This is a genomic window from Umezawaea sp. Da 62-37, from assembly GCF_032460545.1.
GTDB lineage: Bacteria > Actinomycetota > Actinomycetes > Mycobacteriales > Pseudonocardiaceae > Umezawaea.
Window position 1 is genome coordinate 9,850,604 of record NZ_CP135965.1, and the last position, 13,530, is coordinate 9,864,133.

Annotated in this window: 11 protein-coding genes and 2 pseudogenes; 9 read left to right on the plus strand and 4 right to left on the minus strand. The window is 68.6% G+C overall.

Annotated elements, in window-relative coordinates:
• Positions 1 to 85 precede the first annotated feature (85 nt).
• Positions 86 to 1,414 (plus strand): cellulose binding domain-containing protein, encoded by a 1,329-nt coding sequence (locus tag RM788_RS44545; RefSeq protein ID WP_315926692.1) that lies wholly within the window; start codon positions 86 to 88, stop codon positions 1,412 to 1,414.
• 53 nt (positions 1,415 to 1,467) lie between these two features.
• Here the strand turns inward: RM788_RS44545 and RM788_RS44550 are convergent, their stop codons facing one another.
• Positions 1,468 to 2,505 (minus strand): LacI family DNA-binding transcriptional regulator, encoded by a 1,038-nt coding sequence (locus RM788_RS44550; protein WP_315926694.1) that lies wholly within the window; start codon positions 2,503 to 2,505, stop codon positions 1,468 to 1,470.
• 60 nt (positions 2,506 to 2,565) lie between these two features.
• Positions 2,566 to 2,913 (minus strand): SDR family oxidoreductase, encoded by a 348-nt coding sequence (locus RM788_RS53220; RefSeq protein ID WP_399342025.1) that lies wholly within the window; start codon positions 2,911 to 2,913, stop codon positions 2,566 to 2,568.
• On the opposite strand from RM788_RS53220, the gene RM788_RS44560 reads away from it, so the two are divergent.
• From RM788_RS44560 to RM788_RS44585, 7 genes are all read left to right on the plus strand, one after another.
• The gene (locus RM788_RS44560) at positions 2,819 to 3,502 is read left to right on the plus strand and encodes an MFS transporter (RefSeq protein ID WP_315926696.1); all 684 of its coding nucleotides are present in this window, start codon (positions 2,819 to 2,821) and stop codon (positions 3,500 to 3,502) included. The genes RM788_RS53220 and RM788_RS44560 overlap by 95 nt on opposite strands.
• Positions 3,503 to 3,538: 36 nt before the next feature.
• Complete coding sequence (gene gap, locus RM788_RS44565) at positions 3,539 to 4,537, plus strand: type I glyceraldehyde-3-phosphate dehydrogenase (RefSeq protein WP_315926698.1); 999 nt, start codon at positions 3,539 to 3,541, stop codon at positions 4,535 to 4,537.
• Positions 4,483 to 4,842: an Imm1 family immunity protein gene (locus RM788_RS53225; RefSeq protein ID WP_399342030.1), complete on the plus strand. Its 360-nt coding sequence runs from the start codon at positions 4,483 to 4,485 to the stop codon at positions 4,840 to 4,842. The genes gap and RM788_RS53225 overlap by 55 nt, the downstream gene beginning before the upstream one ends.
• An 81-nt stretch (positions 4,843 to 4,923) precedes the next feature.
• Positions 4,924 to 5,280 (plus strand): histone-like nucleoid-structuring protein Lsr2, encoded by a 357-nt coding sequence (locus RM788_RS44570; protein ID WP_315926700.1) that lies wholly within the window; start codon positions 4,924 to 4,926, stop codon positions 5,278 to 5,280.
• A gap of 287 nt (positions 5,281 to 5,567) precedes the next feature.
• Positions 5,568 to 6,497: a phosphatase PAP2 family protein gene (locus RM788_RS44575; protein WP_315926702.1), complete on the plus strand. Its 930-nt coding sequence runs from the start codon at positions 5,568 to 5,570 to the stop codon at positions 6,495 to 6,497.
• 609 nt (positions 6,498 to 7,106) lie between these two features.
• Complete coding sequence (locus RM788_RS44580; protein WP_315926704.1) at positions 7,107 to 8,267, plus strand: alpha-lytic protease prodomain-containing protein; 1,161 nt, start codon at positions 7,107 to 7,109, stop codon at positions 8,265 to 8,267.
• Positions 8,268 to 8,395: 128 nt separating this feature from the next.
• A complete protein-coding gene (locus tag RM788_RS44585) occupies positions 8,396 to 10,486 on the plus strand; it encodes a beta-propeller fold lactonase family protein (protein ID WP_315926706.1) in 2,091 nt (696 codons plus the stop codon).
• Between the two features lie 425 nt (positions 10,487 to 10,911).
• Here RM788_RS44585 and RM788_RS44590 read toward each other — a convergent pair whose 3' ends face one another.
• Complete coding sequence (locus RM788_RS44590) at positions 10,912 to 11,397, minus strand: EF-hand domain-containing protein (RefSeq protein ID WP_315926708.1); 486 nt, start codon at positions 11,395 to 11,397, stop codon at positions 10,912 to 10,914.
• 465 nt (positions 11,398 to 11,862) lie between these two features.
• Here RM788_RS44590 and RM788_RS44595 point away from each other — a divergent pair.
• Positions 11,863 to 12,199: pseudogene (locus tag RM788_RS44595) on the plus strand (transposase family protein); the annotation flags it as partial.
• 13 nt (positions 12,200 to 12,212) lie between these two features.
• On the opposite strand, the pseudogene RM788_RS44600 reads toward RM788_RS44595, so the two are convergent.
• Positions 12,213 to 13,477: pseudogene (locus tag RM788_RS44600) on the minus strand (FAD-dependent monooxygenase).
• Positions 13,478 to 13,530 lie beyond the last annotated feature (53 nt).

Genomic DNA, 13,530 nt, shown 5'->3' on the forward strand with positions numbered 1-13,530 from the left:
CCAAAGTCAAGGAGGAAGCATGTTATGCAGGGTCATGATGGGGCGCTTTCGAACAGCGCCTGTCCTCGCCGCCGTTGGTCTGCTGTTGGGAGCGGCGCTGGCCATCCCCGCCATTAGCGCGGCCGCGGACACCTCGACCAAGTACCTGGGGGTTTTCCGGGAGACGAGCCCCACCGAGATCCCCTCGGGGACGGTGAGCCGCTACGGGGTCACCCCGGCCAGTGCCCAGTGGTTCGACAGTTGGGCCACCGGCAACGCCTTCAACGCCGCCGACGCGCGGACCCTGTGGAACCAGGGCGTCATGCCCCACTTCACCTGGGAACCCTGGAACCCCGCCCTCGGCGTGAACGACCCCGGCCAGATCCACCTCCAGGACATCGTCGACGGCAGGTGGGACACCTACATCCGGGCTCGTGGTGCGGAGTTCGCGTCGGTCGGCGCGCCGATCATGGTTCGGTGGGGCCACGAGTTCAACGGCAACTGGTACCCCTGGGGCATCGTCAACAACAACAGCAACCCCGCGCTGTACGTCAGCGCCTACCGGCGTGTGCACGACCTGGTCGTCGCCGCGGGCGCGACCAACGTGCAGTGGGTGTGGTGCTTCAACAGCAGTCCGACGCCCAATGTCCCCGCCAACGACCCCGCGGCGTCCTACCCCGGTGACGGCTACGTCGACTGGGTGGCGATCGACGGCTACAACTGGGGGCTGGGCCCCTCGTGGGACCCGAGCGGCAACTACTGGACCAGCTTCGACTCCATCTTTTCCGGCCCCTACGCCACAGCACGTTCCATCGCACCGCAGCGTCCGGTGATGATCGCCGAGGTCGGCTCCAGCGAGGACGGCGGGAACAAGGCGCAGTGGATCAACGACATGTCCACCGCCCTGCAATCGGGTCGCTACTCGGACCTGAAACTGGTCACCTACTTCGACCAGGACAAGGAGGAACTGTGGTCGGGCAGCTCGTCGCAGTCCACCAAGACGGCCTTCACCTCGTGGGTCAACCAGAGCTACATGAAGGGCAAGGGGGCCGACCTGGCCAAGGTCGCCGGACAGTACAAGGGAACGACTCCCCCGACCACGACCACAACCACAACCACGACGACCGCTCCGCCACCGACCGGCGCCTGCTCGGCGACCTATCGGACGGTCAACTCCTGGCCGGGTGGGTTCGAGGGTGAGGTGACCGTGCTCGCCGGAGCTTCGGGAACCACCGGGTGGACGACGAAGTGGACCACGGCAGCCGGGCAGACGATCAACCAGCTCTGGAACGGCGCGCTGAGCGTCAACGGGTCATCGATGTCGGTGAAGAACCTGAGCTGGAACGGAACCCTGGCCCCGAACGGCACGGCGAAGTTCGGCTTCCAGTCCGCCGGAACGCCGTCATCACCCGTGCTCACCTGCGGCAGCCCCTGAGCCCGGACTGCGATCCCGATGGGCCGGCCTGTCCCCTCGGGTCCGGTGAGCGGTCATCGGACCCGAGGCGGAGCCGTGCTGCGGCGGACCACGAGCTTCGTGGGCAGCTCGACGCGGTCCGCCTCCGGTTGTCTGCCCGCGGCGAGATCGAGCACGAATCCGGCCGCCTTCGCACCCATCTCCAACAGCGGCTGCCGCACCGTCGTGAGCGGCGGCTCCGACCACTGGGTGAACGCCAGGTCGTCGAACCCGATCACGCTCAGGTCGTCCGGAACCCGCACCCCAGCGGTGCGGGCCGCGTCGTACACGCCGAACGCCTGCAGGTCGTTGGCGGCGAAGATCGCGGTCGGCGGATCGGGCAGCCGCAGCAGTTCCCGCGCCTGGTCCCGTCCGGTCTCGAAATAGAACGGGCCTGCGCGCAGCAGTTCCGGATCCAGCGGCACACCCGCCGCGTCGAGCGCGGCCCGGTACCCGTCCACCCTGGCCCGGCAGCACAGGAACTCACCGGGCCCGTTGATCATCGCGATCCGCTGGTGCCCCAGCTCCAGCAGGTGCCGCGCGGCGGCCAGTCCCCCCGCCCAGTTGGTCGCGCCCACCGACGGGATCGGGTGCAACGGCTCACCGGTCGGATCCAGCGCCACCAGCGGAATGGACCGGCTCGCCAACTGGGCGTGCTGCGCCTCGCTGAGGTCCGCCGACACCGCGATCACACCCACCGGTCGGCGCGCCAGCATCTGCCGCGCCCACAGGCTTTCCGGGGTGTGCTCGCCGCGCATCTCGGTCAACGTCACCGCGAGCCCGTGCGGTCGGACGACCTGCTCCACCCCGCGGATGATCTCCAACGCCCACAGGCTGTCCAACGCCTGGAAGACCACCTCGACGATCGGAACCGCGTCGACCTTCTCCTGCCGCTGGTACCCGTTCTCCCGGATGATCCGCTCCACCCGCTGCCGCGTGCCGTCCGACACCCCCGAACGCCCGTGGATCACCTTCGACACCGTCGAAGCCGTCACCCCGGCCAGTTCGGCGATACGCGTCACGCTGATGTCCCCGCGCTGCCCGCCAGCACCCTCGTCACCGACTGCGGTCATCACCGCAGCCTACGGGAGGCCGGTAGGGCAGGAGATCTCGCCGATGCCCACACCCTCCACTCAGGACCAGGGGCGTGGTCGAGAAGCGACTGCTCGCGGTCGGTGAACGTCAGAGCCTTCCCAGAGGGGAGCCAGAGCTCGTTCACAGTCACCCGTACCGTCGTCGACCGGCACGATCGCACCGGTCTCAATCAAGGCCCGGTCGCTGAGCAGCCACGCGGCCACTTCGGCGACCTCATGGGGTTCAGCCATCCGACCGAGCCGGATCTCGGCCGCGGCGCGCGGGGTGGGCGCCGCCGCCATCGTGGCCTTCGTGGTCACCGAGTGGCGCCTCGAACGGCACAACGACGCCCCGCTGCTGCCGCCCTCGTTGTTCGCCGACCCCGGTTTCGCCGCGACCGCCGCCATCGGCGTGCTGCTGAACCTCGGCTACTACGGCATGTTGTTCGTGGCCACCCTCTACTTCCAGCAGCAACGCGGCTACGACGCCATGACCACCGGCCTCCTGCTGCTGCCCACCGTCTGCACGGCGCTGGTCGCCGCCCCGATCTCAGGCAGGCTCACCGCCCGCCACGGCCCCTACAAGCCGATGGTCGCAGCCCTGCTCCTCGGCTCCGCGGGGTTCCTCGGCTGGCTGGTCGCCGGTCCGGACACCTCCTACGCCGCGCTGCTGTTCGCCCTGGTGGCAACCGGCCTGGCAACGCCGTCGACCGTGCCCGCCGCCACCGCCGCGATCATCGAATCGGCTCCGAGCGAGAAGGCGGGCGTCGCCACCGCGGTCTTCAACGTGTCCCGCCAGATCGGCAACGCCGTGGGCGTGGCGCTGTTCGGCACGCTGACCCTCGCTTCGGCGAGCATGTACGACGGCCTGCACACGTCCGCGGTGATCGCCTCGGCGGCGTTCTTCACCGGCGCGACGCTGGCGCTGCTGGCCGGCAGGCACCGGACCACCGGATCCCCGGCCACCGCCCTGGTAGCGGCAACCGCGCAGTCGTAAGTCCTCCGCATCGACCAACCCCGAAGGGACAGTCGCTTGACTCGCATCGCCATCAACGGTTTCGGCCGGATCGGGCGCAACGTGCTGCGCGTCCTGCTGGAACGCGACAACGACCTGGAAGTGGTGGCCGTCAACGACCTGACCGAACCCGCGGCCCTGGCAAGGCTGCTCAGGTTCGACACCACCTCCGGCCGTTTGGGCCGTCCGGTGGAGGTCGACGGCGACACCCTCGTCGTGGACGGCCACCGCATCAAAGTCCTGGCCGAACGCGACCCGGTCCAACTGCCGTGGAAGGAACTGGAGGTCGACATCGTCCTGGAGTCGACCGGCCGCTTCACCTCCGCCGAGGCCGCCCGCGCCCATGTGGACGCGGGTGCCCGCAAGGTACTGGTCAGCGCCCCCTCGGACGGTGCGGACATCACCCTCGCCTACGGCGTGAACAGCGACCTGTACGACCCGAGCCTGCACACGATCGTCTCGAACGCCTCGTGCACCACCAACGCCCTGGCACCGCTGGCCGCGGTCCTGGACGACCTGGCGGGCATCGAACACGGCTTCATGACCACGGTGCACGCCTACACCCAGGAGCAGAACCTGCAAGACGGCCCGCACCGCGACCCCCGCCGCGCCCGCGCCGCCGCCGTCAACATCGCACCGACCTCCACGGGCGCGGCCAAGGCGATCGGCCTGGTCCTGCCGAACCTGGCGGGCAGGCTGTCCGGCGACTCGATCCGCGTCCCCGTACCGGTGGGCTCGATCGTCGAACTCAACACCGCGGTCACCCGTGACGTGACGCGCGACGACGTCCTGGCCGCCTACCGCGCGGCCGCCGAAGGCGAACTCGTCGGGACCCTCGAGTACTCCGAGGACGACCTCGTGTCGTCCGACATCACCGGCAACCCCGCGTCATCGATCTTCGACTCGAAACTCACCCGCGTCGACGGCCGCCACATCAAGGTCGTCGCCTGGTACGACAACGAATGGGGCTTCTCCCACCGCGCGGTCGACACGCTGGTGCTACTCGCGAAACCCTGAGTTGGGACGAAGTCACCCTTGGACACACCCCGGGCGTGGTTCGTCGCCCGGTTTCCACGAGTCCGATCCACGTCGACTTCCCGGCGGTCGCGAAGGGAGCCGCGCCGAGTTCGACAGGACCTCGAGGGATCGGCCGGGTGGTCCACGGGCTGGGACGATGGCGGATCACTACCGTTCCCGATCGAACCGGGCTTTCGGCTGGTGCCGCAGTGCCGTCGGACATCGTGCGACGGATTCTCGTGGAATTCCGGATGACCGGTGCACGACCGGTCTGCGCGGCGTGGCGCAAATCGGATGCGCCCTGAGGACTTCCGGCAATTCGATGGACCTATCGCCATCGTGCAACGCAGGACAAACATCAACCGGACCCCCTATCCTCACTCGACATGGCACAACAAGTTCTCGTTCAGTTGGTCGATGACCTGGATGGCACCGCGACAGACGACATCGAGACGGTGCGCTTCGGAGTGGACGGGATGTCCTACGAGATCGATCTCGGCCCGGACAACAGCGCACAACTGCGGAACGTCCTGGCCGAGTTCGTCGCGAACGCCCGTCGCGCCGGAGGGAGGGCCGGACGGGGAACGTCCGTGGCCGGCCGTGCCAAGCCCTCGGCGACGGCGCACACCAAGGAACAGGCCAGGGCCATCCGGGAGTGGGCCAAGGCCAACGGGCGGGAACTTGCCGAGCGCGGTCGCATTCCGGCCGTGGTCGCCAACGCCTTCGACGCCGCTCACAGCTGAGCACGCTTCCGGCCGGCGTGGCGGTTCGAGTGAACAGCCATCGATGCGCCACCCCAGCAGGTGAGGTCGCCGACCGTCCACTCCGGACCCAGCCCGTCAGGGCGAGACCGCCCGACGCAGGCGCCGACCCCGTCGTGGTCGCGGCGGGCTCGGCGCGGCTCCGGTGGCGGTGCCGAGGTCAAGCGGAACCGCACCACGTCGGGAACGCCCCCGGTGCCGGTCACCCGGCCAGGTGGTGTCCGTCGCCGGAGCAGCGGTCCGGCCGCAGACACCGGACACTCGTCGTCATGGTGACGGATGCCCTTCCCGTGTCGACCCCGGTGCCGGCACGGCGGTGGATCGTGCTCGCGATCGCGGGCTTCGCCGTCGCCGCGCTGGTCTACGTACTGGCCGTGTGGACGACCACGGGCCAGTCGCTGGAGAACGCGGCGCTGCGGGGCGCCGACCAGGTGGACCGCAGCGAGTCCGACAACGCCTGGTGGGCGCTGGGGCAGATCACCGTCTACTCGTTGGCCGCGGCCTCGGTGCTGGTGGCGCTGGTCGGCGTCCTGCGCAGGCGGTGGGACCTGGCGGTCGCCGCGGTCGGTGTCATCGTCGGTGGGCAACTGGTCGTGCAGGTGCTCAAGCGGTTCGTGCTCGTCCGGCCGCACCTGGTGGAGGTCACCGGGGACTACGCGGGCAACAGCCTGCCCAGCGGGCACACCACGATCGCGATGACGGTGCTGTTCGCCGCGCTGATCGTCACGCCGTACCGGTGGCGCGGCGTGGTGCTCTTCTTCCTGCTGCCGTGGGCCGTCGGCATCGGGGAGTACACGCTCACGGCGAAGTGGCACCGGCTCAGCGACACGCTCGCGGCCGACGCGATCGCCGTGGCGATGGCCGCGCTGGCGTCGTGGTGGCTGGCCCGCCGAGGAGCGCTGCACCGGTACACCGGAGGGCGGAAGGTCGGTCGTACCGTCCTCGTGGTGTTCTGGACGCTCTCCGGCGTGCTCGCCCTGGCGCTGGGCGCGATCCTCTGGGGCGCACCCCTTCTTCGCGAGGGGCCCGCCGCGACTACCGGGGAGTACGACTGGGTGATCTACCTGGGGGCCACGTCGTTCGCGTCAGCCGGGTCGGTCATCACGGCGTTGGTCTTCCTCGCGCACTGGCGACGGGTCGACACCGTCCCCACGACCTCGGACCGCACCACCGAGGCACACGCACTGGCCGCCTCGTAGAGCCGGGTGTTCGAGAACCGGGAACGGCGACGCCGACCGGGCCGGATCCACTTCAACGGCGACCCGCCCCGCCCACGGTCTCGTCCCGCGCGGTGCCGAAAAACCCAGCCGCTCGAAGGCGGAATTGGAATGGAATATCGGTGGCGCCACCGACGGACGGGGATGATTCCACCCGCACCGCGCAACATTCGGCGCAACCGGCGTGACTCCACTGTGCCGTTCGCGGTATTCATGCTCCCGCGTTCGAAGCAGACGTCCCGTACGGGTAGCGACCCTCCGCCGAAAGATCTCCACCACCGCCTTCCGGCAGATTCCCACCCACACCGGAATCGCTCCGGAAAGAAGTTGCACACATCCTGCAATTCCGATTTTTGCGGCAACACCCCCAGGCTGCCTTCATAAGCAGCGCAAATAAATCCATTACCAACCCCAATACCTCGTGAAAATTTCACGCGTGCGGCGGATAGGCGGTGAGAAGAACCCATCGGTAGCGTATTGATTCCGGAACACATCGTTCCCGGCACATATCCCGACTTTCCCTGTCGCTGCACCATGCCGATAACGGTTGTTCCGCTCCGACATTCCTGTAGCGTTGGAAAGGAATCACGCGTGAAAAGGAATACCCTGTGGTCGACCGGCGCTTTCGCTCTTGCCCTGGTGGTGGTCGGTGCCTGCATGCAGCCCGCCGTCGCCGCGGACGACGTCGCGGCCACGTCGGCCCCGTCCTCGCCCAAGGTCAGCGCCGCGCTGTCCGCGACCCTGCAACGGGACCTGCACCTGACCGCGGACCAGGCAGCCCTGCGCCTGGCGCGCGAGGAGGCCGCTCGGGTGACCGAGCAGCACGCCCAAGACGTGCTGGGGTCCGCGTACGCCGGTAGCTGGTTCGACGCCGACAGCGGCAAACTGGTCGCCCTGAGCACCGACCCGGCCAAGGCCTCGGCCTTGGCGGGCAAGGACATCGAGGTTCGCACCGCGGCCCGCACCGCGATCCAACTGGACGCGGCCAAGACCGGCATCGACGCGCTCGCGAACCGTCGAGCACCCGCCGCGGTCAACAGCTGGTACGTCGACGTGCGGAGCAACAGCGTCGTGATCGACGTCAACCGCACCAAGCTCGACGACGCCGCGAAGTCCTTCCTCGACAAGGCGAGGGCCGGTCGCGAGTACGTCCGCGTCGTGGAGAGCACGACCTCTCCCCGTCCGCTCGCCGACGTCGTCGGTGGTTGGCCCTACTACATCAACTCCGCCGCCCGCTGCTCCGTCGGATTCACCGTCTACGGCGGTTTCGTCTCCGCGGGCCACTGCGGCCGTCCCGGCGACACGGTCTCCGACAACGCGGGCACCGTCATCGGCAGCTTCGCCGGCTCGACCTTCCCCACCTACGACTACTCCTGGGTCTCCACCAACCCCGGCGTGACCCTGTGGGGTTACGTCGAGGGCTACAACGGCTCCTGGTACTACGTCCGCGGATCCGCGCAGGCCGCGGTCGGCTCGGGCATCTGCCGCTCCGGCTCCACCACGGGGCTGCGCTGCGGCACCATCCTCGGGCGCGGCGAGACCGTCAACTACCCGCAAGGCACCGTCTACAACCTGACCCGCACCAACGTCTGCGCGGAGCCCGGCGACTCCGGCGGGTCCTGGATCAGCGCCAACCAGGCCCAGGGCGTCACCTCCGGCGGCTCGGGCAACTGCACCTCCGGCGGCACCACCTACTACCAGGAGGTCAACCCCATCCTCGCCGCCTACGGACTCACCCTGATCCTGACCTGATCGACCACCGCCCACCCACCGGGCGCGGCGCGGCACGACGCGCCCCGGACAGCATGAACGGGTAAATCCGCCGGGGAGCACCGATTCCCCACAGGGAATCGGTGCTCCCCGCGACGAAGGAGACGCAGATGCGCACACCTGCGCATGCAAGATCGTCAGCCGTGGTCCTGGCGGCGCTGGTGGCGGTGGCCGGTCTGACGGTCCCGGTCGCCGAGGTCCAGGCCGCGGGATCCACTGGATTCGCCTACGTGGTCAACAACCTGTCCGACACGGTCACCACCATCAGCGTGTCGACCGGCGGCACCGCCACCATCCCCGTCGGCAGCGGCCCGACAGCCGTCGCGATCTCCCCCGGCGGCGAGGAGGCCTACGTCGCCAACGGGCGCTCCAACACCGTTTCGGTGCTGGACACCGGGGACAAGCGCCAAATCACCACGATCGCGGTCGGCGATCGACCGGCAGGGGTGGCCTTCGGCGCGGACGGCACCCGCGCCTACGTGACCAATGGCGGAGCCAACACCGTCTCGGTCGTCGACACCGCCCAACGGCGTGTGATCGCGACCGTCGGCGTGGGCGGAAGTCCCGCAGGGCTGGCGGTCACCCCGGACGGCACCCGCGTCTACGTGGCCAACAACGGCGCCGGCACCGTGAGCGTGCTCAGCACCGCCACCAACACCCGACTGGGCAACATCACAGTGGGAACGCACCCGATCGCCCTGGCGGTCACCCCGGACGGCAGCAGGGTCCTGGTGGCCAACAACGGATCCGGGAACGTGTCCGTCCTGGACGTCGGCAGCGGTGCCAGGATCGCGACCATCCCCACCGGCAGCGGCCCCTCCGGCATCGCGGTCACCCCGGACGGCACGCGGACCTACGTGTCCAACGTGGACTCCGACAACGTCACCGTGCTGGACACCAGTACCGAGAAGGTCGACTCCACGGCCAAGGTGGCCACGATCGGCGTCGGGTCGCACCCCCTCGGCGTCGCGGTCAGCCCGGACGGCACCAAGGTGTACGTGCCCAACAACGGGAGCAGGAAGACCTCGGTCATCAACACCGGCAACAACGACGTCACCACCTCCGACGTGGACACCGGCCCGGCAGCGGTGGCCACCGGCAGGCCGCAGGAGCTGACCGCCGTGGTCTCGCTCGGCGACAGCTTCATCTCCGGGGTCGCGGGCCGCTGGCAGGGCAACGCCCTGCGCACCAGCACCTACACCGACGTGCACGGCACCGATCGGGCGGTCTACGCCTGCGGGAACTCCGTCGACGCTTCGTGCGACTACGACGCCAGGCTCGTCTACGGCACGTCCTACAACAACGCCGCCGGCTGCCTGCGCTCCTACTCCGCGGAGATCCAGAGCGTCGACATCCCGGTCTACCGCAAGATCAACCTGGCCTGCTCCGGCGCGGAGACCAAGAACATCACCACCGACCCGCTGAAGGGCGACGCGCCACAGGCCGACCAACTCGCCGCCCTGCTGCCGCACTACAAGGTCAAGTTGATCGTGCTGAACATCGGCGGCAACGACATCGGCTTCCGCGGCATCATCAAGTCCTGCATCCAGGCGTTCATCCTGGGACAGGCCGAGTGCCGGCAGACCCAGACCACGACGTTGAACGACGGCATCGCCCGGTCCAGGACCGGCGTCGCCGCGGCCATCGACAAGGTCAAAGCCGTGATGCGAGCAGGCGGCTACACCGACAACTCCTACGAGTTCGTGGTCCAGTCCTACCCCTCGCCCGTGCCCTACGGCGACCAGATCCGCTACGCGCCGACCAACCTCGACCGCTACCAGATCGGCGGTTGCCCCGTGTACGACCACGATGCGACCTGGGTGCGCGGCACGGTCGTGCCCGCCATCGGCGGCATGCTCAAATCCACCGCCGCCCAGAAGGGCGTGCAGTACCTCGACGTCGACAACCTGTTCGACGGGCACGAGGTCTGCGCCAAGAGAGCGCAGCAGGCCTCGCTCTCCAACTGGCACAAGGACCCGCTCCTGGGCCACGCCGCCGAATGGGCCCGGTTCCTCGACGCCACCGACCCCTTCAACCAGGGCGACCGCGACGAATCCGTGCACCCCAACTACTACGGCCAGCACGCACTGGCCTCGTGCCTGACAGCCATGTACGAGTACACCGGGAGCAAACCCAACCACGTCTGCCTCAACGTCGCGGGGAAGGGAGCCGAGCACGTCACCGTGACCCACTCGGACTGACCTGCTGCGCCGCTACCTGGTGCGCTCGTGCCGCACCAGGTAGCCCAGCGCGCTTGTACGCGGGACCACCGCCCCAGCTTCGCAGCCGCCGGGGTCGTGGAACACACCCCTGCGGGGGCCTTCCAAAAGCACCGGTGTGCCGCCGGCCCTGGTGTTGCCGTCCCGAAATGCGAACGACGATCTCAGTCCAGGCCATCGACCTCGAGAGCCGGTCGACGATCGCCTCGACGTCAGTGGTGCAGAGGGCATCGTCGATCGACTCGCGCGGTTCACCCTCTGCTACAACCCGGTCGTCCCCATCGGGTTCGCAGGGGAGGCGCTGCTCGATCTCGACCCGCAAGGCGGCGACCATCGCCGGCACGTCGTAGTCCGCGGTTTCCCGAGCCCAGGCGCGCGAGCACGACGTCGCGCAGACTCCTGATCGCTCAGGTGTGCTCGGGGGGCCGCGCGACGGTGATCGCGGCGAGGTCCCTGTCCCCTTCGACGAGGATGGTCACCTGTTCGAGGAACTCGTCGCGGGTGACCACACCGTCCTGATCGGAGTCGATGGCGGTGAAGCCGGCCTCGGCCTCGTCATCCGGGATGCCCAGTGCGGACGTGAGGGATCTCCACTCGGCGCGGTCGATCCTGCCATCGTCGTCGGCGTCCGCGACGTCGAAGAGGGACGCGTGGAGAGCGGCGGTGGAGGCGAACACCGCGTCGTAATCGGCCCCGGCGACGAACTCGTCCCTGGTCACCACACCGTCGGAGTCGACGTCCAGGGTGGACAGCGAGTCCCAGAGGGCGGCGGCCTTGTCGGGAACACCGCCACCGGACCTGGCCCCGAAGGTTTCCAGGTCGGAGCGATCGACCACTCCATTGCGATTGCCGTCGAGAAGGGAGAACAATCGTACCAGCCCGTGTTGCGACATGATGAACCTTTCCTTCGAAGCCTAATAGCCGACATCCGGTGAAATGCGTTTTCACAAAAGCGCGGGAAATGCCGCTTCAGTAAGCTAGCACTTCACTCAAAGAATCAAACTAGGCCTTTAGGGGGAAGTTGCCACTCACTCGGATACCCAGCAACCGCGCATGACAGGTGAGCGCTCGCGGATCGACCACACCGGCAAGGTCACCCCGGCCGGAAACCGAGCCGGCAGAACTACCACATCCCAGTTTCCTTTCATCCGCATTTTTCGGATTGCCATTCGTGAGTCGAATGCTGTTGCGACCGCCGATTCGCCAGTGAGCCCTTTCCATCCTGGCCGGGATGTGTTGGCGGACAAGGGACGCAGCCCACGAACCGATGATCGACGGCGTGCCGGTGTGACAACAGGATGTAGCCCTCGGCAGGAGAACTGTCGACCAGGATCGGTCCTGTTGCACGAGGGCTTCGCATGCTGTTCCACCGTGCCGCGCTGCCGTTGTCACACCAGACCCCGACCTTCGTCTCCGCCCTGATCCGCGCCCATCGCCGCCAGTCGGGTTCGGTGTGGCGCAGGCTCAATCCGGGACAACAGGCCGTGCTGGTGCTGGTGTACCTACGTGAGGGCGATACCTTCGCCGAGATCGGCACCGGGTTCGATGTCTCCACCACGACCTGTCGGCGCCATGTCACCGACACCGTCGAACTGCTCGCGCAGCGGGCCCGAAGCTGCGGCAAGCGCTGCGCAAGGCGCGCATCACGGCCTGGCCCACGTGGTCACCGACGGCACGCTGATCCCGATCGGACGACGGTTCTCCGGACTCAGACCACCTCGGCAGTCACCGGTTGTGTTGGACTGGTCCGAAGTGGTCGGTCCGGGCGGCCGAACCAGTGGTTCAGCGCTGCTTCCACGCTGTCTGGGTTGCCGGCCCAGCACACGTAGCCATCCGACCGGATCAGCTTGTCGTCGAGGTGGTGTTGCACCTCGCGCAACTGGCTCAGGACCGCGAACAGCTCCTTGGCCGCTGCGAGGTCGGGATGGCCGACGCCCTCGTGGCCCATCAGCAGGCTTTGCGCCTGGACGTTCCGGAGCACCGCGGCCGCGACCGGGTGGCGTTCGGTGTGGTAGCTGTCGAGCAGGTGCTCGGGAGCCCAGCCGTGGACCGCGGCAACGACCTTCCACCCGAGGTTGAGCGCGTCCTGGATCCCGGTGTTCATGCCCTGGGCGCCGATCGGGAGGTGGACGTGGGCGGCGTCGCCGGCCAGGAAAACCCGGCCGTGCCGGTACCGCACGGCCTGCCGGGCCGCGTTGGTGATGCGGCGGGCGTAGCGCACTTCGAGCAGGGTCACGCGCGAGCCGAAGACCGCGCTCAGCCCTTCCCGGATCTCGTCCTCCATGACAGGGGCATCCCTCGGCAGGGATCGACCCGGTCCAGCGAGCGGGAGCCGCCGCAGAGGCCTGCCCCGCCCGTCGGTGCCGAGCGGGAACACCGCCACCTGGTGCCCGTCCTCGCTGCGGGCGTGGGTCATGGACAGGTCCTCGCCGCCCAGCCGCACGTCGGCGGCGATCGTGGTCGACGTGGCCGGCCTGCCGGGGAACTCGGCGCCGAGCAGAGAGCGCACCATGCTGCGGGCTCCATCGGCCGCGAGCAGGTAGCGACAGCGGACCGCGTCCCAGGTCGCGAAGGTGGCGGTGACGCCGTCCTCGTCCTGGGTGATGCGGTCAGCTCACGACCGCGACGCACGTGGAAGCCCTCTGCGGCGAGGTGCTCTCCCAACACCTCCTCGATCACCACCTGCGGGATCGAACGCCACGGATGGCGGTGCCTGTCCCTCGTGAGCGGGAGCGCGACTCCGGCGAAGCGGGCGGTGCCGACCGGGTGCTTCCCCGTCTCCAGCAACGGTTCCAGCAGGCCGCGCTGGTCGAACGCCTCCTGGGTGCGGGACTTCACGCCGCCTGCCTTGGACAGGGTGCTTCGCCGCGGCAGCTTGTCGACCAGCACGGCGTGCACGCCCGCCAGCCGCAGTTCGTCGGCCAGTGTCCGGCCGGTCGGGCCGGCGCCGACGACGAGCACATCGGTGTCCACGGGTTCTCCCCTGGTTCGTCTTGATCAGGACGAGGACGACGCTGCACCGGTCG

Excerpts from the sequence above, each read along its gene's own strand:
- RM788_RS53220 (WP_399342025.1), bottom strand. The coding sequence starts at position 2,913 with ATGGCGGCGGTCGCGGCGAAACCGGGGTCGGCGAACAACGAGGGCGGC.
- RM788_RS44585 (WP_315926706.1), top strand. The coding sequence starts at position 8,396 with ATGCGCACACCTGCGCATGCAAGATCGTCAGCCGTGGTCCTGGCGGCG.
- RM788_RS53225 (WP_399342030.1), top strand. The coding sequence starts at position 4,483 with ATGGGGCTTCTCCCACCGCGCGGTCGACACGCTGGTGCTACTCGCGAA.
- RM788_RS44570 (WP_315926700.1), top strand. The coding sequence starts at position 4,924 with ATGGCACAACAAGTTCTCGTTCAGTTGGTCGATGACCTGGATGGCACC.
- RM788_RS44590 (WP_315926708.1), bottom strand. The coding sequence starts at position 11,397 with ATGTCGCAACACGGGCTGGTACGATTGTTCTCCCTTCTCGACGGCAAT.
- RM788_RS44575 (WP_315926702.1), top strand. The coding sequence starts at position 5,568 with ATGGTGACGGATGCCCTTCCCGTGTCGACCCCGGTGCCGGCACGGCGG.
- RM788_RS44550 (WP_315926694.1), bottom strand. The coding sequence starts at position 2,505 with ATGACCGCAGTCGGTGACGAGGGTGCTGGCGGGCAGCGCGGGGACATC.